Below are 26064 nucleotides of genomic sequence, written 5' to 3' on the forward strand. Positions count from 1 at the left end.
AAGAATTTGCGACTGCGGGAATAACGGGGCGGGGGCGAACGAAGAAACGACCAGGAGAACTCTATGGCGCCGTATTCGACACCCTACTCATTGATGCCCAATTTGGACCAGCTCGAGAAAATGAACCAGGACCTGACCAGGATGATGCCGAAGGAGATGGCCAGCGCCGTCAACCTTCTCGTGCACCCTGTCGCGGGCGCGGCGGCGATGTCGGCGCTTGGCATCGGGTTCGCCAACCACGCGTTCGGCGTCTGGATTGGCGCGCTTTCTGGGGCCGCCGAGGCGTCACAGCGCCTCATGCAGCCGCTGATCGAGGATTTCGAGGCGCGCGTCGATCAATTCGAGGACGCGAACTCGTCCTCCATCAGGGCGCGGGCTACGGCGAAGAGCCTGATTGCCGAGGCGCAGTCCTTCGCGCAGGAAGTCACGGACATCGCCGCCAAGGAAGCCGCCACCACGGCGCCGGTGGCTGATGCCGGTCCGGCAGCGGATGAGGCCGCCGATGTGCTGCTGCCGGAGGATTTCCGCCAGCCCAAGGCAATCGACAAGCCGGCGAAGCCTTCGGATCTGAAGGCGATATCGGGCATTGGCCCGAAGCTGGAGAAGGTGCTGAACGGTCTCGGTATCTGGACGTTCGCCCAGATCGCCGCGTGGTCGCCGCAGGAGATCGCCTGGGTCGACGACTATCTGTCGTTCAACGGCCGCATCGGCCGCGACGAATGGACTGCCCAGGCGGCGGCGTTGGCCGCGAAGACCTGAATGAAATGTCGGGCGCTGCGTCAGCCGCGCCCGGGAAATGAGATTGCGGGAAATCCGCAGGGGTTTGAGACGAATGGCAAAGCTCAAGGTCGACGGGAAAGAAATCACTGTACCCGACCACTACACGCTGCTGCAGGCGGCGGAGGACGCGGGCGCGGAAGTGCCGCGCTTCTGCTTCCATGAGCGGCTGTCGATCGCCGGCAATTGCCGCATGTGCCTGATCGAAGTGAAGGGCGGGCCGCCCAAGCCGCAGGCTTCCTGCGCCATGGGCGTGCGCGACCTGCGCCCCGGCCCCAATGGCGAGCCGCCGGAAATATTCACCAACACGCCCATGGTCAAGAAAGCCCGGGAAGGCGTGATGGAATTCCTGCTGATCAACCATCCGCTGGATTGCCCGATCTGCGACCAGGGCGGCGAGTGCGACCTGCAGGACCAGGCGATGGCCTTCGGCGTCGATTCCTCGCGCTATCACGAGAACAAGCGCGCGGTCGAAGACAAGTATATCGGTCCGCTGGTCAAGACGGTGATGAACCGCTGCATCCACTGCACGCGCTGTGTCCGCTTCACCACCGAAGTCGCCGGCATTTCCGAACTCGGCCTGATCGGCCGCGGCGAGGATGCCGAGATCACCACCTATCTCGAACAGGCGATGACCTCGGAGCTGCAGGGGAATGTCATTGACCTGTGCCCGGTCGGCGCGCTGACTTCCAAGCCCTTCGCCTTCCAGGCGCGGCCGTGGGAACTGACCAAAACCGAATCCATCGACGTGATGGATGCGGTCGGCTCGGCGATCCGCATCGATAGCCGTGGCCGCGAAGTGATGCGCATCCTGCCGCGCGTCAACGAGCAGGTGAACGAGGAGTGGATCTCCGACAAGACCCGTTTCATCTGGGACGGATTGCGCACGCAGCGCCTCGACCGGCCCTATGTGCGCAAGGACGGCAAGCTGGTTCCGGCAAGCTGGGCCGAAGCGTTCGCCGCGATCAAGGACGCGGTGTCGAAGACATCGCCCGACAAGATCGGCGCCATTGCTGGCGATCTCGCCGCGGTCGAGGAAATCTACGCGCTGAAGCTCTTGATGGCCTCGCTCGGTTCGAAGAATGTCGACTGCCGTCAGGACGGTGCCGCGCTCGATCCGGCGCTGGGACGCGCCAGCTACATCTTCAACCCGACCATCGAGGGTATCGAGCAGGCCGATGCGGTGCTGATCATTGGCGCCAATCCGCGCTTCGAAGCCTCGGTGCTCAACGCCCGCATCCGCAAGCGCTGGCGGATCGGCGATCTGCCGGTCGGCGTCATCGGCGAGATCGGCGACACGCGCTATGACTACGAACTGCTGGGCGCCGGGCCGGACTCGCTGAAGGATTTGGCCGAGGGCAATGGCAAGTTCTTCCAGACGCTGAAGAAGGCGACGCATCCGCTGATCATCGTCGGCCAGGGCGCGCTGGCGCGCGCCGATGGCGCGGCCGTGCTCGGCCAGGCGGCAAGGCTTGCCGCTGCCGTCAACGCCGCCCGCGCCGACTGGAACGGCTTTGCCGTTCTGCACAACGCGGCCGGACGTGTCGGCGGCCTCGATCTCGGCTTCGTGCCGGGCGAGGGCGGCAAGAACGTCGCCGGCATGCTGGGTGAAACGGACGTGCTGTTCCTGCTCGGTGCCGACGAGATCGACATGGGCAAGACCGGCGGCGCCTTCGTCGTCTATATCGGCACCCATGGCGACGCCGGCGCGCACCGGGCCAATGTCATCCTGCCGGCGGCTGCCTACACGGAAAAGTCCGGCACCTACGTCAACACCGAAGGGCGCGTGCAGCAGACCAACCGCGCCGGCTTCGCGCCGGGCGATGCCCGCGAGGACTGGGCCATTTTGCGGGCGCTGTCGGATGTGCTGGGCAAGAAGCTGCCGTTCGATTCGCTGCCGCAACTGCGCCACAAGCTCTACGGTGAGTACCCGCATCTTGCCCGCATCGATCAGGTCGCGGCCGGCAATGCCGAGGACATCGCCAAGGTGGCGAAGCTCGGCGGCCGGCTGAACAAGGGTACGTTCACCTCGCCGGTCAAGGATTTCTACCTGACCAACCCGATCGCGCGGGCGTCTGCCGTAATGGCGGAATGCTCGGCGCTGGCCAAGAGCGGCTTCAAGCAGGCGGCGGAATAAGCATGGACACTTTCTTCTTCCTCTATGTGGCGCCGGCGCTCTGGATTCTGGCCGAGTCGGTGCTCCTCATCGTCGTGCTTCTGATCGGCGTCGCCTACCTGCTCTATGCCGACCGCAAGATCTGGGCGGCGGTGCAGCTGCGTCGCGGCCCGAACGTCGTCGGCCCGTGGGGCACGCTGCAGGCCTTCGCCGACCTATTGAAGTTCGTTTTCAAGGAACCGGTGATCCCGTCCGGCGCCAACAAGGGCGTTTTTCTCCTCGCGCCGTTGGTTTCTGCCGTGCTGGCGATCTCGGCCTGGGCGGTCATTCCGGTCAATGAGGGCTGGGCGATCGCCAACATCAATGTCGGCATCCTCTATGTTTTCGCCATCTCCTCGCTCGAGGTCTATGGCGTGATCATGGGCGGCTGGGCGTCGAACTCGAAATATCCTTTCCTCGGCGCGCTGCGTTCGGCAGCGCAGATGGTGTCCTACGAAGTCTCGATCGGCTTCGTCATCGTCACCGTGCTGCTGTGCGTCGGCTCGCTCAACCTGTCCGACATCGTGATGTCGCAACAGGATGGGCTGGGCACCAAGCTCGGCCTGCCCAACACCTTCCTCGACTGGCACTGGCTGTCGCTGCTGCCGATGTTCGTCATCTTCTTCATCTCGGCGTTGGCCGAGACCAACCGCCCGCCCTTCGACCTGGTGGAAGCCGAGTCGGAACTGGTCGCCGGCCATATGGTCGAATATTCGTCGACGCCGTTCCTGCTGTTCTTCCTCGGCGAATATGTCGCCGTCGTGCTGATGTGCGCGCTGGCCACCATCCTGTTCCTCGGCGGCTGGCTGCCGCCGTTCAACTTCGCGCCCTTCACCTGGGTGCCCGGCGTGATCTGGTTCGTGCTGAAGATCTGCTTCATGTTCTTCATGTTCTCCATGGTGAAGGCCTTCGTGCCGCGCTACCGCTATGACCAGTTGATGCGGCTTGGCTGGAAGGTGTTCCTGCCGATCTCGCTGTTCATGGTGGTCGCCACCGCCGCCTTCCTCAAGATCGCGGGGTTTGCGTGATGAGTAATTTGTCTGTCGGCTTTTTGGGAGCAATTGTCGGCCTTCTTATCGCGTTGTTCGAATATCTGGTTCTGCTGCCTCGTATTTTGAAGCAACTAAGTGCGGACGCTGTAAAGCCGATAACATTTGTGTTTCGTGTCGTGACGCCCATCCTATTTGGATGTGCGGGCTATTTCATTGCAATAAACGTGTATGGGAGCGGCCAATGAACGCGCTAGCTCAGGCCGCCAAATCGCTGCTGCTGCAGGATTTCGTCAGCGCCTTCTTCCTGTCGATGCGCCAGTTCTTCGCGCCGAAGGAGACGATCAACTATCCGCACGAGAAGGGGCCGGTGAGCCCGCGTTTTCGTGGCGAGCATGCGCTGCGCCGCTATCCCAACGGCGAGGAACGCTGCATCGCCTGTAAATTGTGCGAGGCGATCTGCCCGGCGCAGGCCATCACCATCGAGGCCGGTCCGCGCCGCAACGACGGCACGCGCCGCACGGTGCGCTACGACATCGACATGGTGAAGTGCATCTATTGCGGCTTCTGCCAGGAAGCCTGCCCGGTCGACGCCATTGTCGAGGGGCCGAATTTCGAATTCGCGACGGAAACGCGCGAAGAGCTCTACTACGACAAGGACAGGCTGTTGGCGAATGGCGACCGGTGGGAGCGCGAACTGGCGCGCAACATCTCGCTGGACGCGCCCTATCGGTGATTGGCGTCCTTCTCCCCGTTTACGGGGAGAAGATGCCGGCAGGCAGATGAGGGGCGGCGCCAAGGTCGCCAATCTTTGCGCTGCCCCTCATCTGGCCCTTCGGGCCACCTTCTCCCCGTAAACGGGGAGAAGGAACAAGAAAGTGGACGGCGCAACGTCGCCCGTCTAAGGAACACGCGAATTCGGACCGGAGTCGGGACGGAGTCGGAATTAGGAACCCCGGGGGAACCCCATGCTGAGTGGACTAGAGGCGGCCTTCTTCTACCTCTTCGCCTTTGTCGCGGTGGCGTCGGCGTTCATGGTCATTTCGTCGCGCAACCCCGTGCATTCGGTGCTGTTCCTGATCCTGACCTTCTTCAACGCCGCCGGCCTCTTCATGCTGACCGGCGCCGAATTCCTGGCCATGATCCTGCTCGTCGTCTATGTCGGCGCGGTCATGGTGCTGTTCCTGTTCGTCGTCATGATGCTTGACGTCGACTTCGCCGAGATGAAGGAAGGCGCCCTGCAATACGCACCGATCGGTGCGCTGGTCGGGCTGATCCTGGCGGCGGAACTGATTGTGGTGCTGGGCGGCTATACATTCGCGCCGCAGCTCGCCACGGCGGTCTCGAAGCCCATTCCGGATCTCGCCGCCCGCTCCAACACGGCAGCTTTGGGCGACATCCTCTACACCGACTACCTCTACTACTTCCAGGTTTCGGGCCTCATCCTGCTGGTCGCCATGATCGGCGCGATCGTGCTGACGCTGCGCCACAAGGAAGGGGTCAAGCGGCAGTCGATCGCAGCCCAGGTCGCCCGCACCGCGGCGACCGGGATGGAAATCCGCAAGGTCAAGTCGGGCGAAGGAGTCTGAGATGGTCGTCGGCATCGCACATTATCTGACCGTATCGGCGATCCTGTTCACGCTCGGCGTGTTCGGCATCTTCCTGAACCGCAAGAACGTCATCGTTATCCTGATGTCGGTCGAGCTGATCCTGCTTGCGGTCAACATCAATTTCGTCGCCTTTTCGGCCGCACTTGGCGATCTGGTCGGCCAGGTGTTCGCGCTGTTCGTGCTGACGGTCGCGGCGGCCGAGGCTGCGATCGGACTAGCCATTCTCGTCGTCTTCTTCCGCAACCGCGGCTCGATCGCGGTCGAAGACGTGAACATGATGAAGGGTTGACGGGCTATCATGTATCAAGCGATCGTCTTCCTTCCGCTGCTCGGCTTCCTGATCGTCGGCCTGTTCGGCAATTCGCTCGGCGCCAAGGCATCGGAATACATCACCTCGGGCTTCCTGGTGATATCAGCTGTCCTGTCGTGGGTCGCCTTCTTCACCGTCGGCTTCGGCCATGGCGAGGTGTTCACCGTGCCGGTGCTGCGCTGGATCCAGTCCGGCGGGCTGGAGGCTTCCTGGGCTCTCCGGATCGACACGCTCACCGTGGTGATGCTGGTGGTGGTCAACACCGTCTCGGCGCTGGTTCACATCTATTCGATCGGCTACATGCATCACGATCCGGACAGGCCGCGCTTCTTCGCCTATCTGTCGCTGTTCACCTTCGCCATGCTGATGCTCGTGACGGCCGACAACCTCGTGCAGATGTTCTTCGGCTGGGAAGGGGTGGGCCTCGCGTCCTATCTGCTGATCGGCTTCTGGTACAAGAAGCCCTCGGCCAATGCCGCGGCCATCAAGGCCTTCGTCGTCAACCGCATCGGCGATTTCGGCTTCGCGCTCGGCATCTTCGGCGTGTTCGTGCTGTTCGGCTCGGTCAATCTCGGCACCATCTTCGCCAATGCGGCAACATTCATTCCGGCTGAAGGCGCGCCGCAGGGCGCCGCCGTGCTGACCTTCCTTGGCCATGCGCTGGACAAGCAGACGGCGATGACCGTCGTCTGCTTGCTGCTCTTCATGGGTGCCATGGGCAAGTCGGCGCAGGTGCCGCTTCACACCTGGCTGCCGGACGCCATGGAAGGCCCGACGCCAGTCTCCGCGCTTATCCATGCCGCCACCATGGTGACGGCCGGCGTGTTCATGCTGGCACGGCTTTCGCCGCTGTTCGAACTGTCGCATTCGGCACTGACGGTGGTGACCTTCATCGGCGCCTTCACTGCCTTCTTCGCGGCGACCGTCGGTCTGGTGCAAAACGATATCAAGCGCGTCATCGCCTATTCGACCTGCTCGCAGCTCGGCTACATGTTCGTGGCGCTGGGCGTCGGCGCCTATGGGGCTGCGATCTTCCATCTGTTCACGCATGCCTTCTTCAAGGCTTTGCTGTTCCTCGGTTCGGGCTCGGTCATCCATGCCGTTTCCGACGAACAGGACATGCGCAAGATGGGCGGCCTGAGAAAGCTGATCCCGACCACCTACTGGATGATGGTGATCGGCACGCTGGCGCTGACCGGTGTCGGCATTCCGGTGACCGTCATCGGTACCGCCGGCTTCTTCTCCAAGGACGCAATCGTCGAAGCGTCCTTCGCCGGCCATAATTCGGTTGCGGGCCTTGCCTTCGTGCTCTTAGTCATCGCCGCCTGCTTCACTTCTTTCTACTCCTGGCGGCTGATCTTCATGACCTTCCACGGCCAGGCGCGGGCGAGCCATGAGGTGATGCACCACGTCCATGAATCGCCGCCAGTCATGCTCGGGCCGCTTTACGTGCTGGCGGCCGGGGCGCTGTTTGCCGGCATCATCTTCCACGGCGCCTTCATCGGCGAGGGCTATGCCGAATTCTGGAAGGCCTCGCTGTTCACGCTCCCGGACAACCACATCCTGCATGAGATCCACGAATTGCCGCTCTGGGTCGAACTGTCGCCCTTCATCGCCATGCTGATCGGCCTGGCGGTGGCGTGGAAGTTTTACATCCGCTCGCCGGAATTGCCCCCGAGCGTCGCCGCCAACCATCGCTTGCTTTACGCCTTCCTGCTCAACAAGTGGTATTTCGACGAACTCTACGACTTCCTATTCGTGCGGCCCGCCAAGCGTCTTGGCCATTTCCTGTGGAAGACCGGCGACGGCACCGTCATTGACGGCCTTGGTCCGGACGGCATTTCGGCGCGGGTCGTCGATGTCACCAACCGCGTGGTCAAGCTGCAGACCGGCTATCTCTACCACTATGCCTTCGCCATGCTGATCGGCGTTGCCGCACTCGTCACCTGGATGATGCTCTGATGACCGCCTGGCCAATCCTCTCGCTGGTCACCTTCCTGCCGCTGGTTGGTGTTCTGCTGATCCTGTTCATCAACGATGACAGCGAAAACGCACGCCGCAACATCCGCGCCATCGCGCTGTTGACCACGGCGTTCACGTTCATCGTCTCGCTGTTCATCTGGACGGGCTTCGACAATTCGCAAGCCGGCTTCCAGTTCGTCGAGAAGGCGGCCTGGCTCGACTCCGGAATCTCCTACCATATGGGCGTCGACGGCATTTCCATGCTGTTCGTCATCCTGACGACCTTCCTGATGCCGCTCTGCATCCTGGCGTCGTGGGACGCGATCGAGAAGCGCGTCAAGGCCTACATGATCGCCTTCCTGCTGCTGGAGACGCTGATGATCGGCGTGTTCTGCGCGCTGGATATCGTGCTGTTCTACGTCTTCTTCGAAGCCGGCCTGATCCCGATGTTCATCATCATCGGCGTGTGGGGCGGCAAGCGGCGCGTCTATGCCTCGTTCAAGTTCTTCCTCTATACGCTCGCCGGCTCCGTGCTGATGCTGCTCGCCATCATGGCGATGTTCTACCAGTCCGGCACGACCGACATTCCGACGCTTCTGACGCATAGTTTCCCGGCCAATATGCAGACATGGCTGTGGCTCGCCTTCTTCGCTTCCTTCGCGGTGAAGATGCCGATGTGGCCGGTGCACACCTGGTTGCCGGACGCGCACGTCGAGGCGCCGACGGCCGGCTCGGTGATCCTGGCCGCCATCCTCTTGAAGATGGGCGGCTACGGCTTCCTGCGTTTCTCGCTGCCGATGTTCCCGTTGGCGTCGGAAATGTTCGCGCCGCTGGTGTTCACCCTGTCCGTCGTTGCCATCATCTACACCTCGCTGGTGGCGTTGATGCAGGAGGACATGAAGAAACTGATCGCCTATTCCTCCGTCGCCCATATGGGCTTCGTCACCATGGGCATCTTCGCCATGAACCAGGAAGGCGTGCAGGGCGCGATCTTCCAGATGCTCAGCCACGGCCTCGTCTCCGGCGCCCTGTTCCTGTGCGTCGGCGTCATCTACGACCGCATGCACACGCGTGAGATCGCCGCCTATGGTGGACTGGTCAACAACATGCCGAAATACGCCACTGTGTTCATGGTCTTTACCATGGCCAATGTGGGGCTGCCCGGCACCAGCGGCTTCGTCGGCGAGTTCCTGACCATGCTTGGCGTGTTCCGCGTCAACACCTGGGTGGCCTTCTTCGCCGCCACCGGCGTCATCCTGTCGGCCGCCTATGCACTCTGGCTCTACCGCCGGGTGATCTTCGGCGCGCTGACCAAGGATAGCCTGAAGGGGCTGCTCGATCTGTCGCCGCGCGAGAAGGCAATAATCTACCCGCTTGTCGTGCTGGTCATCTTCTTTGGCGTCTATCCCGCTCCCGTCTTCGACGCGACGGCCCAATCGGTCAAGTCGCTCGTCACCAATGTCACCGCATCCATCGGCGCCGCGCAGACCGCGGCGGCGAATTAACCCAAGGGTTTTGCGAACCATGACGCCGGACCTTCTCTCCAGCCTGTCGCTCTCGACGCCCGAGCTGATCCTTGCCATCGGTGCGCTCGCGCTGCTGATGGTCGGAGCCTATTCCCGTTCCAACACCGCCAATACGGTGACTGGCCTTGGTGTCGCCGTACTGGTCATATCAGGCGCCTGGCTGATCTTTTCGACCGGGCAGGGCAATGCCTATGGCAACGCCTTCGTCCAGGATTCCTTCGCCCGTTTCATGAAGGTGCTGGCCCTGGTCGGCTCGGCGGTGACGCTGATCATGTCGATGCGCTTTGCCAAGGCGGAACGTTTCGACAAGTTCGAATATCCGGTGCTGATCCTGCTGTGCACGCTCGGCATGATGCTGATGATCTCGGCCAACGGCATGATCGGGCTCTATCTCGGCCTCGAACTGCAGTCGCTGGCGATCTACGTGCTGGCGGCGATCAACCGCGACAATCTGCGTTCGACCGAGGCCGGCCTGAAGTATTTCGTCCTTGGCGCGCTGTCGTCCGGCATGCTGCTCTATGGTATCAGCCTGGTCTACGGCTACACCGGCAATACCGGCTTCCACGAGATCGCCACCGCACTCGGCGGCGGCGGGCGTCAGCTTGGCCTCGTTTTGGGCCTGGTCTTCGTGCTGGCCGGCCTTGCCTTCAAGATCTCGGCGGTGCCGTTCCACATGTGGACGCCCGACGTCTATGAGGGCGCACCGACACCGGTGACCGCCTTCCTGGCGGCCGCCCCGAAGATGGCGGCGATGGCGCTGATCGTGCGCGTCACCATGGGCGCATTCAAGCCGATCGCATCCGACTGGCAGCAGATCATCGTCTTCATCTCGATCGCCTCGATGGCGCTCGGTGCCTTTGCCGCTATTGGCCAAACCAACATCAAGCGGCTGATGGCCTATTCCTCGATCGGCCATATGGGCTACGCGCTGGTCGGCCTTGCCGCCAACAGCCAGGCCGGCGTGCGCGGCGTCGCCATCTACATGCTGATCTACCTGGTGATGACGCTCGGCACCTTCGCCTTCATCCTTGCCATGCGGCGCAAGGAAGGCAATGTGGAGCAGATCAGCGACCTGGCGGGCCTCGCCTCGACCAATCCGATCATGGCGACGATCCTCACCATCCTGATGTTCTCGCTGGCCGGCATTCCGCCGCTCGCGGGCTTCTGGGGGAAGTGGTATGTCTTCCTCGCCGCCATCAATGCCGGCCTCTACGCGCTGGCCATCATCGGCGTTCTGGCCTCGGTGGTGGGCGCCTACTATTATCTGCGCATCATCAAGATCATGTGGTTCGATGAGCCGGTTGGCGGTTTCGTGCCGATGGCCAGCGAGTTGCGCCTCGTGCTCGGCGTCTCCGGCGCCTTCGTGCTGTTTTATGTGCTGATCGGCGGACCGATCGGCACCTATGCCGAAGCCGCCGCCAAGACCTTCTTCTAGCTGGTGAGTAAGTTTGACATTCGCCTCTCGGGACGCACCAAGTGGTGCGCGAATGTCAAATTTGAAAACTCCACTGGAAACTCATATTTGGCTGGTGGTCCTTTGATTCTGACATTCGCTCACTGCGCTGCTGGAACGGGATGCGAATGTTAGAATCGGACCACTAGTATGGCATTTCGGCTGGCTCCAACCTCAGTCTCGGAAGGGTTCCGGCTCGAAGCGCATGACAGCGTCGGCTCCACCAATACGGTGGCGCTGGACCACGCCCGGGCAGGCGACCCGGGCAAGCTATGGGTGGTTTCCAGGAAGCAGGAAAGCGGGCGCGGCAGGCGCGGCCGCGCCTGGGTGTCGCCCGAAGGCAATCTGGCGGCGACCTTGCTCGTCATCACCGGTGGTGAGCTCCGCCTTGCCGCGACGCTGGGTTTCGTTGCCGGCCTCTCGCTTGCCGATGCGCTCGACGCGGTGGTGCCCAAGGGCCGCATCGCCATCGGGCTCGATGGTGCGAGCCAGGGACAAAACCGTTTCGAGTTGAAATGGCCAAACGACGTGCTTGCCTCCGGCGTCAAGCTCGCCGGCATCCTGCTGGAATCGGCGGTTCTGGACGGCGGCCGCTTCGCGGTCGCGGTCGGCATCGGCGTCAATGTCGTGGCGCACCCCGAGGACGTGCCTTATCCGGCGACATCGCTGCACGCGCTTGGTGCGGCTTGCGACGCGGAAACACTGTTCCTGGCGCTGTCGGATGCGTGGAGCGAGAATGCACGACTGTGGGATGAAGCGCGCGGCCTTGCCGCCGTCAGGCGGCGTTGGCTGACACGCGCAGCGGGACTTGGCGGTGAGGTTGCTGTCAGAATTGACGGTAATGTGGTGCGTGGCGTGTTCGAGACCATTGACGAGGACTGCCGTTTCGTGATCCGCGACGATGAGGGGACTGTTGTGACGATCGCCGCCGGCGATGTGCATTTCGGCGCGGTTGCATCCGCCCGGGTATAATGGGCTTGGAAGGGAAAAATCATGGCGAAAGCGGAAAACGCCGAACTCGTCTTCGTGCCGCTCGGCGGCGTTGGCGAGATCGGCATGAACTTCGCCCTCTACGGCTACGGCCCGCCGAGCGCGCGCGAATGGATTGTCATCGATGTCGGCGTTACCTTTCCGGACGCCGCGCATCCGGGCGTCGACCTGATCCTGCCCGACACGCGCTTCATCGAGGAGAACCTCGCCAATCTGCGCGGCATCGTCATCACCCACGCGCATGAGGATCACTATGGTGCGCTGCTCGACATCTGGCCGAGGCTGAAGGCGCCGGTATGGATGACGCCGTTCAGCGCCGGGTTGCTGGAAGCCAAGCGGCAAGGCGAGCAGGGCGCGCCGAAGATCCCGCTGACGATCTACCGCGCCGGCGAGAAATTCACCGTCGGCCCCTTCGAGATCGAAGCCATTCCGGTCGCGCACTCCATTCCCGAGCCGATGTCGCTGGCGATCACGTCGCCGGCGGGCACCGTCATCCACACCGGCGACTGGAAGATCGACCCGGAGCCGACCATCGGTCCCAAGACCGACGAGGCGCGCTTTCGCGCCTATGGCGACAAGGGCGTGCTGGCGCTGATCTGCGATTCGACCAATGCGCTGCGGGAAGGCGATTCGCCTTCGGAAGTCGCAGTCGGCGAGGGCCTCAAGGGCGTCATCCAGGCCGCCAAGGGCCGCGTCGCCGTCACGACGTTTTCCTCCAATGTCGGCCGTATCGTTTCCATCGCCAGGGCGGCACGCGATGCCGGCCGCCAGTGTCTCGTGCTCGGGCGCTCTCTGAAGCGCGTCATCGACGTGGCCGACGAGCTCGGCTACATGGACGGCCTGCCGGAGTTCATCGCCGAGGAGGATTTCGGCTTCATCCCGCGCGAAAACCTGGTGATCATCTGCACCGGCAGCCAGGGCGAACCGCTGGCAGCGCTTGCAAAACTGTCGCGTGACGAGATGAAATCGGTGTCGCTGACGGCGGGCGACACGGTGGTGTTTTCGTCGCGTACCATTCCCGGCAACGAGAAGGCGATCCTCGAGATCAAGAACCGCCTCATCGATCTTGGCATCAAGATCATCGAGGACGGCGACGCGCTGGTGCATGTCTCCGGCCATCCCCGCCGCAGCGAATTGCGCAAGATGTACGAGTGGGTGCGCCCGCAGATCGGCGTCCCCGTGCATGGCGAGGCGGCGCACCTGGTGGCGCAGGGCTCGCTGATGTCGACCTCCGGTATCGGCCAGGTGGCGCAGGTGCGCGACGGCGACATGCTGAGGCTCGCTCCTGGACCCGCGACCATTGTCGACCAGGTGCCGTTCGGCCGTATCTACAAGGACGGCAATCTGATCGGCACCGACCAGGCAATGGGCATCCGCGACCGGCGCAAACTGTCCTTTGCCGGCCATGTCGCGGTCAATGTCGTGCTCGACGAGAAATATGAGCTGGCCGGCGACCCAGACCTTGTCGCCATCGGCGTCGCCGAGGCCGATGCCAGCGGCGAAACGCTGGAAGACCTGATGATCGATGCGGCCGTCGGCGCGGTGGATTCGATCCCCCGTCAGCGTCGAAAGGACCTCGACCTCGTGCAAGAGGCGGTGCGGCGCGCGGTGCGTGGCGCGGCCAACGAAGCCTGGGGCAAGAAGCCGCTGGTGACGGTGTTCGTCACCAGGTGACGAATAAGGGAGTAGGGGAGTAGGGGAGTAGGGGAATAAGGCAGTAGGGTGGAAGCCGAAAGTAGATCGGATGCCTCCTCGTAGACTGTCTTCCGTACTGCCCTATTGCCTCGAGAGAAAGCCAATGCTCGGACGTCTCAACCATGTCGCGCTCGCGGTGCCGGATCTGGCCGCCGCCGCCGCCGCCTACCGCAACACGCTCGGCGCCGAAGTGACGGAGCCGCAGGCTTTGCCGGAGCACGGCGTCACCGTGGTGTTCGTCAATGTCGGCAACACCAAGATCGAACTGCTGGAGCCTTTGGGCGAGGGCTCGCCGATCGCGGCGTTTCTCGCGAAGAACCCGTCCGGCGGCATGCATCATCTCTGCTACGAGGTCGACGACATCCAGGCCGCGCGTGACCAACTCAAGGCCGCCGGCGCCCGCGTGCTGGGCGATGGCAACCCGAAGACCGGCGCCCATGGCAAGCCGGTGCTGTTCCTGCATCCGAAGGATTTCTTCGGCACGCTGATCGAACTGGAGCAATCATGAGCTGGGTTTCGTTCACCGCCCTGTTTTTCGCGACCTGGTGGGTGGTGCTGTTTGCCGTGCTGCCGTTCAGTGTCCGGACGCAGGATGATGATCACGACGTGACGCTGGGCACTGTTCCAAGCGCGCCGCGCGGGCCGCACATGCTGCGCGCCGTGATCCGCACTACCATCGCCACGGCCATCCTCATGGGCATCTTCTATGGCTTGACGCACGGGCTGGGATACAGCCTCAACGACATCCCGCACATCGTGCCGGATTTCGGCCAGACTCCAGCGAAGTAGATCGCCCTGCAAGGGCGCTGCGGCTGCATCGAGATCGCGAGGATGCGGCCCGCGATGCTGCCGCGTTTTCGCGGCCATACACCTGCTGACGCAAGGTCATGTGACCTGGCAACTCACCGCGCTAACCAGATGATTGCACAAAAAAAATGCAAGGCACAAGGCCTTGCAATTAAACGCGTCCGATCTGTTTCCGGTTTCCGGCGGCAGCGAGTAACCGCGCCTAGATCGCATCCTCCCAAGACTTTGACCGCGTAGGAGAGCAGATTTTTCTCCGCCCTCTCGGTTATCGCGGCACACTAGCCTAAGCCGAATGAAAAAGTCACGAAGAATTTTGCCTCGAAACAGGCATTCTCGTGCTGCACTGCACAATAGTATGGCATGGTTTGCTTTCGAAACGACCAGCAAGGCGTGGCGCAGCCTTTACGGCATGTCCTGAATTGACGCGCGCAAAGAATTGAAGGCCAAGCCCAAAGACGATCGGTGCGCTTCATTGCCGGCGCGGCCTGATCGGAAACCGAAGGATTCCGGGCTGAAACGCGGCATTGTGCCGGTGTGGCCGGGTTTCCAATCCGTCATGAAATGGCTATGAAGCCGGGGCAAGCAAGCCTGCGTCGCGCCGATTCTGGCGTGGCCGTTCTCATTCACGGACCAGTCCATGCGTTTGTCGCGCTATTTCCTGCCTATCCTCAAAGAAAATCCGCGCGAGGCCGAGATCGTCTCGCACCGGTTGATGCTGCGTGCCGGCATGATCCGCCAGCAGGGGCAGGGCAGTTTCTCTTGGCTGCCACTTGGCAAGCGGGTGCTGGACAAGGTCTGCCAGATTATCCGCGAGGAGCAGAACCGCGCCGGCGCGCTGGAAATCCTGATGCCGACCATCCAGTCGGCCGATCTGTGGCGCGAAAGCGGCCGCTACAACGACTATGGCAAGGAGATGCTGCGCATCAAGGACCGCCAGGACCGCGACATGCTCTACGGTCCGACCAATGAGGAAATGGTCACCGAGATTTTCCGCGCCTATGTGAAGTCCTACAAGGATTTGCCGCTCAACCTCTACCACATCCAGTGGAAGTTCCGCGACGAGGTGCGGCCGCGCTTCGGCGTCATGCGCTCGCGCGAGTTCCTGATGAAGGACGCCTACTCCTTCGATCTCGACTTCGAGGGCGCGAGAGCCGCCTATAACAGGATGTTCGTCTCCTATCTCAGGACCTTTACGCGCATGGGCTTGCAGGCGATCCCGATGCGCGCCGACACCGGGCCGATCGGTGGCGATCTTAGCCATGAATTCATCATCCTGGCCGACACCGGCGAGAGCCAGGTTTTCTGCCATCGCGACTATCTTTCGCTTGCCGTGCCCGGCGCGAACACCGACTTCGCCAATGACGGCGAGATCGCTGACATCGTCAGGACGTGGACGACGCCTTACGCCGCCACCGACGAAATGCATGACGAGGCGGCCTGGGAAAAGGTCCCCGACAGCGACAAGGTTTCGGCACGCGGCATCGAGGTTGGCCACATCTTCCATTTCGGCGAGAAATATTCGAAACCGATGGGCGCCAAGGTGACCGGCCCCGATGGCAAGGATCATTTCGCCTCCGGCGGCTCCTACGGCATCGGCCCGTCGCGGCTGGTCGCGGCAATCATCGAGGCCAGCCATGACGAGAACGGCATCATCTGGCCGGAGGCGGTGGCCCCCTTCGACATCGGCTTGATCAACATGAAGGTCGGCGACGCCGACTGCGACCGCGTCTGCGACGAGCTCAATGCCGCCTTCACCGCTGCAGGCAAGGATGTGCTCTACGACGACACCGACCAGCGGCCGGGCGGCAAGTTCGCCACCGCCGACCTGATCGGCCTGCCCTGGCAGGTGATCGTGGGCCCTCGCGGCGTGGCCGCCGGCGAGGTCGAAATCAAGAATCGCAAAACCGGCGAGCGCGTAACGCTGCCGGTCGCCGACGCGAAAAAACGCTTCGGTGTCGCCGCATGAGCGACGCGGCCATGGCAAGGTCGGCGGGCGCCGGCCCCTTTTCCATCTTCGAACGCACGGTGGCGTGGCGCTACCTGCGTTCGCGGCGCAAGGAGACGGTGATCTCGGTCATCGCCTCGATCTCCTTCCTCGGCATCATGCTGGGGGTGGCGACGCTGATCGTGGTCATGGCCGTGATGAACGGGTTCCGCGCCGAGCTTTTGACGCGCATTCTTGGCGTCAACGGTCACCTGATCGTGCAACCGCTCGATTCTCCGCTCGAGGACTATGCGCAGGTCGCCAGCCGCATCAACGGCGTGGCCGGCGTCAAATATGCTCTGCCGTTGATCGATGGCCAGGTGCTGGCGCAAGGCAATGTCGGCGGCGGCACGGGCGCGCTGGTGCGCGGCATTCGCGGCGAGGATCTCGGCAAGATCGCCATCGTCGCCAGCAACATCAAGCAGGGCACGCTCGCCAATTTCGATGCCGGCGAGGGCGTGGCCATCGGCAAGCGCATGGCCGAGAATCTCGGCCTGACGCTGGGCGACACCATCACGCTCATCTCGCCGGACGGCGACGTGACGCCGCTCGGCACGACACCGCGCATGAAGGGCTACAAGATCGCGGCGATCTTCGAAGTCGGCATGTCGGAATATGACAGCTCCATCGTCTACATGCCGTTCTCCGAGGCGCAGCTCTATTTCAACATGGACGGGCGTGCGCAGACGATCGAGATCTATGTCGACAATCCCGACGATGTCGACGCGCTGAAGCCGAAGATAGAAGAAGCGGCGCAGCGGCCGATCGACCTCGTCGACTGGCGCCAGCGCAACGAGACCTTCTTTTCCGCGCTTCAGGTCGAACGCAACGTGATGTTCATGATCCTGACGCTGATCGTGCTGGTGGCGGCGCTCAACATCATCTCCGGCCTTGTCATGCTGGTGAAGGACAAGGGGCACGACATCGCCATCCTGCGCACCATGGGCGCGTCGCGCGGCGCCATCCTGCGCATCTTTCTGATGACGGGGGCCGCGATCGGCGTGACAGGCACCATTGCCGGCGTGCTGCTCGGTGTCGTCATCTGCCTCAATATCGAATCAATCCGTCAGTTCTTCTCCTGGATGACCGGCAAGGTGCTGTTCAATCCGGAGCTCTATTTCCTCAGCCAGTTGCCGGCGAAAATGGATCCGCGCGAGACGACCTATGTCATCATCATGGCGCTCGGCCTGTCCTTCCTGGCAACGGTGTTTCCGGCATGGCGGGCGGCCCGCCTCGATCCGGTCGAAGCCCTGAGGTATGAGTGATGGCCGAGGCCATTATCGAGCTGAAGAGCGTCGAGCGGCATTATGTCCAGGGGCCGCGCAAGCTCACGATTTTGAACGGCGCCGATTTTTCGCTGCGGCGCGGCGAGATGGTGGCGCTGGTGGCGCCATCGGGCACCGGCAAGTCGACGCTGCTGCATACGGCGGGCCTGCTGGAGCGTCCCGATGCCGGCGATGTCATTCTGTCGGGCCGGGCCTGCGGCCGGCTGTCCGACGACGAGCGCACGGCGATCCGCCGCAACGATGTCGGCTTCGTCTACCAGTTCCATCACTTGCTGCCGGAGTTTTCCGCGCTGGAAAACATCATGATGCCGCAGCTGATCAAGGGGCTGCCGCGCAAGGAAGCGGCTGAACGCGCGGCGCAGTTGCTCGACTACATGCAGATCGGCAAGCGCGCATCGCACCGGCCCGCCGAGCTCTCCGGCGGCGAGCAACAGCGTGTCGCCATTGCGCGTGCGGTTGCCAATGCGCCGCTGGTGCTGCTGGCTGACGAGCCGACCGGCAATCTCGACCCGGTCACCGCTTCCTATGTCTTCGAGGCACTGGAGGCGCTGGTCCGGCAGTCGGGCCTCGCGGCACTGATCGCCACTCACAATCACGAGCTGGCATCGCGCATGGACAGGCGCGTCACGCTTGCCGACGGCAAGGTTGTCCCATTGTAGGCTGCGCAACGGTGCGCGATGGCCTGTCTGGCCGCCTGTGGTTCGCACACCCAGCTCGTGTTATCTTAGGCTCTGGGAGACGGCGGACGCGCCGTGAGCGCCCGCCCGCTCCCCATTGTGGGAGGAACGAATGGCTTACTACGTGCTGCTCTCGAATTTCACAGACCAAGGTATCAAGAGCATAAAGGATACCCAGAAGCGTGCCGAGGCCTTCAAGGCGATGGCCAGCAAAAGCGGCGTCAAGGTTCACACCCTGTTGTGGACACTTGGCCAACACGATGTCGTGGCGATTGCCGAAGCCGACGACGACATTGCCGCGACCGCACTATCCCTGTCGATCGCATCGCTGGGCAACATCAGAACTCAGACTCTGAGGGCGTTCGACACGGCAGATATGGCCAAGGTAATGGCAAAGATGGCCTGACCGGTGGCCGTGCTGCCGTGCGCGAGCAATCGAAGCCGGCGCCGTAAGTTGGAGATAGAAGGAAATTTTGCACCTCGGCTGGCAGCTACCGGCCGCCCAAATAGTGCAGCGGCAATCGGCTGCGACAGCCACTTCAATGGCAAAGGCATTCATGCCGTCCGGTTAGAGCGGTTTACAGTTTCACAGAAACGGTGAACTGCTCTAACTCTTTGCCGCAATTCCGGACGGAAAACCGTTTCCCACTTTTCCTGGAATTGCTCAAGCTCTTTGTTTTGACGCAATTCCGAATGGAAAACCGTTTCACACTTTTCCTGGAATTGCTCAAGTCACCGCGCCTCTCATCAAGGGGTTGAAGGCCTCCTACTTGCGGCGGGCTTAATGCCAGCGATCGCAGCCGCGACTTCCCGATCATCGGGAACTGCCCGGATATAGATGTGAAGATCGCTTGCCGCGGAGTTGAGATCACCAAGGGCGAGGTGCGCCATGCCGCGCTGCTTCAGCGCGGCCAAATTGCCGGGGTCTTGGGCAATGGCGCGCGAGAGGTCCTCGACAGCCTCACTCACACGGCCGGCTTCCATCTTGATCCTCGCACGTTCGACCATGAACCCTGCATTGTTGGGATCGAGGGAAATTGCTCGGTCGAGATCGCTCAAAGCAGAAGCAAACTGTTTCAGGTCTTCAAAAACAAGACCACGGCTGTGATAGACAAAGGCTTTGTGCGGCGCCAAGTCTATCGCGTGATCGGCGTCCGCGAGTGCTTCCTGATAAAGGCCGAGGGATCGCAGGGCGGCCACACGATTGTCGACATAGCCAGCCACGGCCGGATTCGCCACGATGAGGCGCGAGAAATCTTTGACAGCTTCGGAAAATATTCCGAGTTGCATGAGCGCATTGCCCCTTCGAAGAAGAAGGCGATCGGTCATCTCTCCGCCAGGTCGACCTCTCAAGGCAATCGAGCAATAGGAAACCTTGTCGTTCGGTGTCTTCGAATGAATACAGCGCTCTATGTCAGCGTTGGAGGCTTTTGCGTCCGAAATGCTATTAAGGAGAACGACCGGGATCAGGCCCATCGCCAAAATTCCAAAAACCCGCCAAGCCATAACAAAACTCCCCATAGCCCCACACGCGAAATATCATGAGAGATTTGCCAGTGACGAGGGTACTTTGATGAGAAGAATGCATCGAACTCCCAAAGTCGTCTGGGACATCGGACAGGCCGATCCCGATTGAGCGCGCCTCAAGCAGGCGGCGGCCAGCGGATGACAGGCAAGGGAAAATACGGTGGTGCCAATCAGGCTGACCGTTGGCGAAAGCGCATGAGACAAGGCCGCCGATGGCGACTTTCCCGCGGTGGTGTCACAGGGGCACTGGTCGTGTTGGCGATTGCGATCTGTTCCGCCTTAATCGCACTGAAGGCTCATTGGTGGCTCTCAGGATAGGGTGATCATCATTCCGATAAACTCGCCGGGCGAAGACCCCAACAACCTCGAAGCCCGGCGAGCCTACAACCTGATCAGAGGACGCGATCAGGACCGGGATCAACCGGCAACACCTACGGAGCAAGACGGATGCCATCCCCTTCGTCTTGAAATGAGACAGGAAGCCTGCTGGCGCGGCGCAATTGTCAGAACCATCCGTCGTCGTCATGCGCCGTGTCGGCGCGGCAGCCTTGAACGGTCTGCTGGCACCGTCTTGTCAAACGACCCTCCGGACCGGTTAACCGTTCACTAACCGTGTCAAATTCTCCTCCTATCCCCCTATGCTCGGTCGTTGACATTCGAACAAAATTAGAACAAAATACGAACATACAAACAACAGGAGAGAGTTATGACCGATCTGGTTCAGGATGTCGTCTCGCTTGTCTGCATGAGCACGTTCCTCATTTCCATGGCGATCTGGATCGGAGCCATGTGAATTGGCGGCGTGCCGTCGCTGTTTCCTCGATGGCCAGGGCCACTCCGCCCGTTAAGCCTTTCTTGCCGCCCCGACGTTAGGGTACCCTGAAGGCAGGGAGCAACGTCCAGGTGTCGCCGATCGTTACGGCCATTCTCGTGGCCAGCAATCTCGGGCTGATCTTTCTCTTGATGACCATGCCGCTTGGTTTGCGCACGGTCAGGGTGAGCCGCGTGGTTGCCATGGACCGCCAGCGCCTCTGGCAGGCGCTGTGGCCGCTTGGCAGCGATGCCGGCTGGTCCGGTGAGATCCTGTCAGCCGAAGCGCTGGACGGGGAGGGCGTGACCCGCATCATGCTGTCGTGGGAAGGCCGCGACGGCAAGCCGATCGAGCGCAGGTCAAAGTTTGAGGACGTTGTCGAGGGCAGCCGGTTTTCGATGCGCGTCATCGAGGATACCGTGCTCGATAGTTCTTTCTGGAAGGATTATCAGGAGACCACCGAACTGGTTTCCGAGGGTCATGGCACAAGGGTGACCCTTGGCCGGACCGACCGCTACCGCGGCATCGCCTTCCTGGTGTTCCGTTACTTCGCCATGCGCCGCGAGCTCTCCAAGCTGCAGCGCTGGGCGACGACCGGGCGTTATCGCAAAGGCGGCTGGTTCGAGCATCCGCTGAGCCAGATCGGCTTTGCGGTGCTGTCGGCATTGATCCTGTGGCCGTTCTTCGGTCTCCATCTCGGCGGGCTGGCGCTGGCCGCGATCCTGACGTCGGTCGTGGCCTTGCACGAGCTCGGCCACATGGCGGCGTTCCGGCTGATGGGACACCGCAAGGCGCGGATGATCTTCATCCCGCTGCTCGGCGGCATCGCCATTGGCGGCCGCCCCTACAACAGCCGGTTCGAAGTGGCCTTCGTGGCATTGATGGGGGCGGGGTTCTCCGCCTTCCTGGTGCCGATCGTCATTGCTGCCAGCGCGTTTGCCGGCGGCGAGGGGCACAAGGCCGCTGCCGCGCTGCTCGCGGCGCTGGCAGGCTGCGCGGCCCTGTTCAACATCGCCAATCTGGTGCCGGTGTGGAAGTTCGATGGCGGCCAGGTGCTGCGCCAGATCTGCCCCGGGCCGATCGCGCTGGCGCTGGCTTCGTTCTTCCTGCTCTCGGCTTTCTTGATGCTCGGCCGGCAGGCCGGGTTCTCATCCGGCTTCCTGCTCGCCGCCGGCGCAGTCTTTTCGATCCTCAGCCTGCTGACCATGGGCAGCGGCGTGAAGCCGCGCCACGAACTGGAACCGATCCGCACGATCGACCGCTTCGCCATCGCCGGCGCGCTGGTGGCGGTGTTCGTCATCCATGGCTGCGGCGTCCTGTGGGCGTCGGCGCAACTGATCTAAGGTGCATGGATATTCAGGTGATGCCGGCCTGCGAATGGTTTTCTGCGCTTCCGGTGCTCACATACCCAAAAGTACGCTCCGCTCCGGTTCTCAAATCCACCATTCTCGACTCGGCCTGACCTGACTCTCAATATACCCCAAGCAGTTTCGGAGCCAGGAAGCTCAGCCGGCCTTGCGGTCGGCCTCGGTAGGCATAGCCGCGGCGGGGCCGAAGACGTCCTCGAAAGCGGATTTCAGCGCCAGATCGAGGTCCCCCATTGTCACGGGAAGACCAAGGTCGACGAGGCTGGTGACGCCATGGTCCTGAACACCGCATGGCACGATGCCGCCGAAATGGGAAAGGTCCGGCTCAACATTGATGGCGATGCCGTGAAAGCTCACCCAGCGCCGCAGCCGGATGCCAATCGCGGCGATCTTGTCCTCGGCCGGCGAGCCGTCCGGCAGGGCAGGGCGATCCGGCCGCACCACCCAGACGCCGACACGGTCCTCGCGCCGTTCGCCGCGCACGTTGAAGGCGGCGAGCGTGCCGATGATCCACTGTTCGAGCGCGGCGACGAAGGCGCGAACATCTTCTCGACGCCGCTTCAGGTCCAGCATGACATAGGCAACTCGCTGGCCGGGCCCATGATAGGTATATTCGCCGCCGCGACCGGCCGAAAACACCGGAAAGCGGTCGGGATCGATCAGGTCCTCGATACGGGCGCTCGTGCCGGCGGTGTAGAGCGGGGGATGTTCGACCAGCCAGACCATTTCTCCGGCCGCTCCGCTGCGGATCGCCTCGGCGCGCGCCTCCATGAAAGCCAGCGCATCGGGATAAGCGGTGAGGCCAGGCTCGACCAGCCATTCGACCGGCGCCGAACCGGGGAGCGGCAGGAACGACGTGGCGATCTGGCTGCGTTCTGGCATGGCTTTTCGTTTTTCGCTTGTGCATCCCACGGGTCAAGCCCGAAGCATGCGACCGGGCGGCATGCGTCCGCTCTCCATATGGCGACATCGGGTACAAACGTCCAGTTTCCCAATCCTGTGGACCGTTATGCCAATCGCCTGAGATTATTGCTCGCCACGCACTTGTTTCGCCGGAAACGATTTGCTACACGCCGCGAGCCGGTCGGTTCCGGCTCCTACCACGTGCGGTCGTGGCGGAATTGGTAGACGCGCAGCGTTGAGGTCGCTGTGGGGCAACCCGTGGAAGTTCGAGTCTTCTCGACCGCACCAAAATTCCCCAAGTGTTTGTTGGACGAGTCTTCGAAGCGGCCGTCGTCGTCTCCGCAGGCCAAACAGAAGCGGCGGCAGGTTCTAAGGATTGCGCCGCTTTTCCCGCGCTAACTCGCCGAAGGCCGAGATGACAGGGCCGGCATGGCCCATGCGGGCCTTTTGGAGCGGAAAGGCTGGCGCTATGGACGGATTAGCCCTGGGCGATGATGCAATGTGACGAAGTGGCTCGGCAGAAGCCGGGCCTATCCCGTCCACCCGAGGCCAGCCGAGATGCAATTGATCGATACGAGCAGAGCGTCGGTCGCCCGCTTTTGATCCGCTGTCCCGGTATTTGACCTGACTTCGCGCAGCAGCTCGACCTGCAGCCGGTGAATGTCGTCCATCTGCCTCCGCAGATTGTCGAAACGCCGCTTGAACATCGGAAAGCGTGCGGAAAGATCGCCTCCCGTGAGGTCACCGATCAGGCGTCGCGTCAACTCGTATTCGGCGGCGATGCGGGCGTAGATTCGCCCAGCCGCTTGGCCGTCGGACACCAGGCCGGCGTAGAGCCGCGCGATCTCCATGTCGGACTGGTAAAGCGTCTTCTCGGCCTCGTCGACGATCAGGCGGAAGAAGCGTGAGTGCTCGAACATGCGGGCCAGAAGATCGCGCCCGGCCTCGCCGCGCACTGTGACGAAGGCGCTCAGCGCGCTGCCGATGCCATGCCAGCCGGTCAACAGATGACGGTTCTGGCTCCAGGCGAACACCCAGGGAATGGCGCGCAGGTCGGCAATCCCGCTGGCGCCGAAACGGCGATCCGGTCGTGAGCCCATTTTCAGGAGTGCCAGTTCCGCGACCGGGCTCGCCTGGTTGAAATAATCGAGAAAGCCGGGCTCGGCCATCAACCTGGCATAGGATGCCTGCGACATGCCTGCCAGCGCTTCCAGCGCTTCGTCGAACTCCGGCGTTTCCTTCGGTTCGACACCGCCGGGCGATCCGACGCTATGGGCCAGCACGCCGGCGGCGAGAACCTCGAGCTGGTTGAGGCCGGTGCCGCGATTGGCGAATTTCGACGATACGACCTCGCCCTGTTCGGTCACCCGCATGGCTCCGGCGACGGTGCGTGCCGGCTGTGCCGCGATTGCCCGGCCGGTCGGCGCGCCGCCACGGCTGACAGAGCCGCCGCGACCATGAAAGAAGCTGATCCTGACCCTATGCTTACGGCCGATGGCAGCGAGGCGCTTTTGCGCCTTTGCCAATTCCCAATTGGAAGCCAGGAAACCGCCGTCCTTGTTGGAATCCGAGTAGCCAAGCATGATCTCCTGGCGCGCGCCGAAATCCCGCACCGTCCGCCTCACCAGCGAAACGCCGAGCAATTCGTTCAGGATGACGGGTGCTGCCTGCAGATCGGCGATGGTCTCGAACAATGGCACGATCCGCAGCCTGATTGTGCCGCCGCCACCAGGCGCGGTTGAAAGTCCGCAATATTGCGCCAGTAGATAGACCGCGAGCAGATCGTCGGCCGAGCGGGTCATGCTGAGAACGAAAGAGCCGACGGCGTCGGCATCCGAGCTGGAGATCTGCTCGCGGATGACGGAGAATGTCGAAAGCATTTCATCTGCTTCCGGCGAAAGCCCGCCTGCGTCGATCTCCAGCCGTTCGCCCTCACTTAAGGCGGCGCGAATGCGCGCCGACCATTGCGGTGTGCCGGCCGCGACCGGATCTGTGGGATTTGTCAGCGCAAACAGCTCGGCCAGCACCCGGTTGACGACCGTGGAGTTCTGCCGGATGTCAAGCGAGACGGTACGGAAGCCGAAGCTTCCGACCTGCCAAAGCAGGGGCTGCACGAAACGCCTGGCTACTGCGCGCCCTCCGATTGCTTCGAGAACGCATGACAGGCCGTTCAGATCGACACGAAACGCCTCCGCCGAGAGGTACGCCGCCGTGCCGCCGTCTCGCGTGGCCTCCAGCCGGGCAAGCAAGGCCGAAGCGAACTGGCGAAGCGGTTCGTCAGGATTGCGGGTGGCGATCTCTTGCGCCTGTCCGCTTTTATCAAGCGCCGTTTGCAGCACCGGCTTGAAGTTGGCCGGCAGCTCAATGACGTTCGAGCTGGCGCTGAGCACCGTCACCAGCCGCTGCACCTGCGTCAGATACCAGCCTATCGCGGTATTGCGGTATTCGGCCACGGCATGGGCGGTGACCAAAGCCGTCACGTTTGGATTGCCATCGCGGTCGCCGCCGATCCACGAGGCATAGCGCATGAAAGAAGGGATTCTGATCGGCTCTCCCGGATAGTGACGCTCGAAAGCGCCTTGAAGCTTGCCATAGAGCTGCGGCGTCGCCTCGAAGATGACTTCGCGAAAGAAATGCAGGCCCCAGGCGATTTCGCGTTCGACCGTCGGGCGCTCCAGCCGCAGCTCGCCCGTCATCCACAGAAGCTCGATCTCGCTTTCCAGATCGGCGACCAACAGGTCACGTTCGCCCGGCGCCCAGCGCGGCTGGTCGAGTTCGGTCAGCTTGCGATAGATACGGCGGTGGATTTCCAGAACCGTGACGCGTTTGGCCTCTGTCGGGTGCGCGGTCATGGTCGGGCCGACGCAAAGCTCATCAAGCGCCGCCTGGACTTCCCCCGCCGAATGGCCGTTCGCCGCCATCTGCGCGATCACGCTGGCGAACGACCCGGGCACTTCGTCGACACCGGCGCCTTGTTCGAGTTCGCGACGCGTTCGCATGGCAAGCAACTCGTCGGCAATCGTCAGCAACTGGAACCACACGCCGCTCGCCTGAAGCGCCGGGATACGCTGTTCCGCGGCAAGCGAGACAAGCGACTTGCGTCCGCTTAGAACAGCGGCGCTCTCGGGCTCACGCGCGCTCGCGACCTGAAACAGCAGGCGCAACAAAAGGCTGCGCTCGTCCTCACGAAATCTGATGCGTCTGCTCTGTTCCAAACCGGTTTCCTGACCCGTCC

At 62.5% G+C, this 26064-nt stretch carries 21 protein-coding genes and 1 tRNA gene; 19 read left to right on the forward strand and 3 right to left on the reverse strand.

Annotation, left to right across the window (positions count from 1 at the left end):
* Positions 1-63 precede the first annotated feature (63 nt).
* The 17 genes from FJ934_RS15470 to FJ934_RS15550 all read left to right on the forward strand — a co-directional run bounded on the left by FJ934_RS15470 (position 64) and on the right by FJ934_RS15550 (position 18627).
* The gene (locus tag FJ934_RS15470; protein ID WP_140610475.1) at positions 64-759 is read left to right on the forward strand and encodes an NADH-ubiquinone dehydrogenase; all 696 of its coding nucleotides are present in this window, start codon (positions 64-66) and stop codon (positions 757-759) included.
* A gap of 73 nt (positions 760-832) precedes the next feature.
* Positions 833-2914 carry an NADH-quinone oxidoreductase subunit NuoG gene (gene nuoG, locus FJ934_RS15475; protein ID WP_140610476.1) on the forward strand — a complete coding sequence of 694 codons (2082 nt, stop codon included), beginning with the start codon at positions 833-835 and terminating at the stop codon, positions 2912-2914.
* 2 nt (positions 2915-2916) lie between these two features.
* The gene (nuoH, locus tag FJ934_RS15480; RefSeq protein ID WP_140610477.1) at positions 2917-3960 is read left to right on the forward strand and encodes an NADH-quinone oxidoreductase subunit NuoH; all 1044 of its coding nucleotides are present in this window, start codon (positions 2917-2919) and stop codon (positions 3958-3960) included.
* A 205-nt stretch (positions 3961-4165) separates the two neighbouring features.
* Positions 4166-4657 (forward strand): NADH-quinone oxidoreductase subunit NuoI, encoded by a 492-nt coding sequence (gene nuoI, locus FJ934_RS15485; RefSeq protein WP_140610478.1) that lies wholly within the window; start codon positions 4166-4168, stop codon positions 4655-4657.
* Between the two features lie 232 nt (positions 4658-4889).
* Complete coding sequence (locus FJ934_RS15490) at positions 4890-5510, forward strand: NADH-quinone oxidoreductase subunit J (protein ID WP_140610479.1); 621 nt, start codon at positions 4890-4892, stop codon at positions 5508-5510.
* A 1-nt stretch (position 5511) separates the two neighbouring features.
* Positions 5512-5820 (forward strand): NADH-quinone oxidoreductase subunit NuoK, encoded by a 309-nt coding sequence (nuoK, locus tag FJ934_RS15495; protein ID WP_019858930.1) that lies wholly within the window; start codon positions 5512-5514, stop codon positions 5818-5820.
* Between the two features lie 9 nt (positions 5821-5829).
* Positions 5830-7803 (forward strand): NADH-quinone oxidoreductase subunit L, encoded by a 1974-nt coding sequence (gene nuoL / locus FJ934_RS15500; protein ID WP_140610480.1) that lies wholly within the window; start codon positions 5830-5832, stop codon positions 7801-7803.
* Positions 7803-9308: an NADH-quinone oxidoreductase subunit M gene (locus FJ934_RS15505; protein ID WP_140610481.1), complete on the forward strand. Its 1506-nt coding sequence runs from the start codon at positions 7803-7805 to the stop codon at positions 9306-9308. Before nuoL ends, FJ934_RS15505 begins: the two co-directional genes overlap by 1 nt.
* 19 nt (positions 9309-9327) lie before the next feature.
* A complete protein-coding gene (gene nuoN / locus FJ934_RS15510) occupies positions 9328-10764 on the forward strand; it encodes an NADH-quinone oxidoreductase subunit NuoN (RefSeq protein ID WP_140610482.1) in 1437 nt (478 codons plus the stop codon).
* A 168-nt stretch (positions 10765-10932) separates the two neighbouring features.
* Entirely contained in the window at positions 10933-11754 is an 822-nt protein-coding gene (locus tag FJ934_RS15515; RefSeq protein WP_140610483.1) for a biotin--[acetyl-CoA-carboxylase] ligase, read from the forward strand.
* A 21-nt stretch (positions 11755-11775) separates the two neighbouring features.
* A complete protein-coding gene (locus FJ934_RS15520) occupies positions 11776-13446 on the forward strand; it encodes a ribonuclease J (protein WP_140610484.1) in 1671 nt (556 codons plus the stop codon).
* A 124-nt stretch (positions 13447-13570) separates the two neighbouring features.
* A complete protein-coding gene (gene mce / locus FJ934_RS15525) occupies positions 13571-13975 on the forward strand; it encodes a methylmalonyl-CoA epimerase (protein ID WP_140610485.1) in 405 nt (134 codons plus the stop codon).
* On the forward strand, positions 13972-14256 hold the full coding sequence (locus tag FJ934_RS15530) for a DUF1467 family protein (protein ID WP_010910093.1): 285 nt from the start codon (positions 13972-13974) through the stop codon (positions 14254-14256). Before mce ends, FJ934_RS15530 begins: the two co-directional genes overlap by 4 nt.
* 655 nt (positions 14257-14911) lie before the next feature.
* Positions 14912-16240, forward strand: a complete 1329-nt coding sequence (gene proS, locus FJ934_RS15535) for a proline--tRNA ligase (RefSeq protein ID WP_140610486.1) — start codon at positions 14912-14914, stop codon at positions 16238-16240.
* Positions 16237-17523 (forward strand): lipoprotein-releasing ABC transporter permease subunit, encoded by a 1287-nt coding sequence (locus FJ934_RS15540; RefSeq protein ID WP_140610487.1) that lies wholly within the window; start codon positions 16237-16239, stop codon positions 17521-17523. Before proS ends, FJ934_RS15540 begins: the two co-directional genes overlap by 4 nt.
* A complete protein-coding gene (locus tag FJ934_RS15545; protein ID WP_181165635.1) occupies positions 17520-18203 on the forward strand; it encodes an ABC transporter ATP-binding protein in 684 nt (227 codons plus the stop codon). Before FJ934_RS15540 ends, FJ934_RS15545 begins: the two co-directional genes overlap by 4 nt.
* Positions 18204-18333: 130 nt before the next feature.
* Complete coding sequence (locus FJ934_RS15550; protein ID WP_140610489.1) at positions 18334-18627, forward strand: GYD domain-containing protein; 294 nt, start codon at positions 18334-18336, stop codon at positions 18625-18627.
* Between the two features lie 341 nt (positions 18628-18968).
* On the opposite strand, the gene FJ934_RS15555 is transcribed toward FJ934_RS15550, so the two are convergent.
* Positions 18969-19727, reverse strand: a complete 759-nt coding sequence (locus tag FJ934_RS15555) for a tetratricopeptide repeat protein (protein ID WP_210241965.1) — start codon at positions 19725-19727, stop codon at positions 18969-18971.
* Positions 19728-20651: 924 nt separating this feature from the next.
* Between FJ934_RS15555 and FJ934_RS15560 the strand changes: the two genes are divergently transcribed.
* Entirely contained in the window at positions 20652-21902 is a 1251-nt protein-coding gene (locus tag FJ934_RS15560) for a site-2 protease family protein (protein WP_140610491.1), read from the forward strand.
* A 162-nt stretch (positions 21903-22064) separates the two neighbouring features.
* On the opposite strand, the gene lipB is transcribed toward FJ934_RS15560, so the two are convergent.
* Positions 22065-22808 (reverse strand): lipoyl(octanoyl) transferase LipB, encoded by a 744-nt coding sequence (gene lipB / locus FJ934_RS15565; protein WP_140610492.1) that lies wholly within the window; start codon positions 22806-22808, stop codon positions 22065-22067.
* Positions 22809-23032: 224 nt separating this feature from the next.
* Between lipB and FJ934_RS15570 the strand changes: the two genes are divergently transcribed.
* Positions 23033-23117: transfer RNA gene (locus tag FJ934_RS15570), tRNA-Leu, on the forward strand.
* A 242-nt stretch (positions 23118-23359) separates the two neighbouring features.
* On the opposite strand, the gene FJ934_RS15575 is transcribed toward FJ934_RS15570, so the two are convergent.
* Entirely contained in the window at positions 23360-26044 is a 2685-nt protein-coding gene (locus FJ934_RS15575; RefSeq protein ID WP_140610493.1) for a phosphoenolpyruvate carboxylase, read from the reverse strand.
* Positions 26045-26064 lie beyond the last annotated feature (20 nt).

The sequence above is a fragment of the Mesorhizobium sp. B2-4-12 genome, assembly GCF_006441575.1.
In the GTDB taxonomy this organism is placed as follows: Bacteria; Pseudomonadota; Alphaproteobacteria; order Rhizobiales; family Rhizobiaceae; genus Mesorhizobium.